1 protein-coding gene is annotated in these 577 nt (G+C 64.5%); it reads right to left on the reverse strand.

Annotated elements, in window-relative coordinates; translation table 11 throughout:
* Positions 1-577 (reverse strand): Mu transposase domain-containing protein (locus ACFOMP_RS19855; RefSeq protein ID WP_449302613.1); only part of this gene is annotated, 577 nt, incomplete at both ends.

The raw sequence follows: 577 nt of genomic DNA on the forward strand, positions 1-577 counted from the left end.
GGGACAGGATGTTGAGGATCACATCGGCGGAGTGGACGCCCTGCGAGAGCGCTTCGGCACATGCCTTTTGCACCGTAGGCATCCCTTCCGTCAGCACGGCGCCGAGGATCTTCACCATCTGGCGGTCGCCATCCGACGACCCCTGCAGCTTGCGGCGGATCTGCTCGAGGGCGCCGGGCAGAACCCAGTCCTTGAACGGTGCGCCATTGCGCAGCGCCCCGGGTTTGCGAAGCAGGACAGGCACATAGTGCCAGGGATTGTAGATTGTCCGGTCCCGCCCGAAGTGACGGGGATGATCCCCGACCAGCCGCCCTTCCTGCCGGATCTCGATCCGCTCCGCATAGGCCCGGATCTCGACCGGTCGCCCGACAGCCGTTGCCGCGACCGAGTATTTGTTGTTGTCGAACCGCACAAGGCAGGTCTTCGATACCGCCGCAGGCAGCGAATGGAAGCCGTCGAAGCGCCCCGCATAGGGGACAAGGTGCGGGCGCTCTTCCTGAAAGACCTCCCAGACGGTCTTGTCCGTCAGTTCGGGATGCTTGCTGCTCCTGGCCGAGGCGATGCACTTGTCCAGCAG

This window comes from Paracoccus simplex, assembly GCF_042648325.1.
Taxonomy (GTDB): domain Bacteria; phylum Pseudomonadota; class Alphaproteobacteria; order Rhodobacterales; family Rhodobacteraceae; genus Paracoccus; species Paracoccus simplex.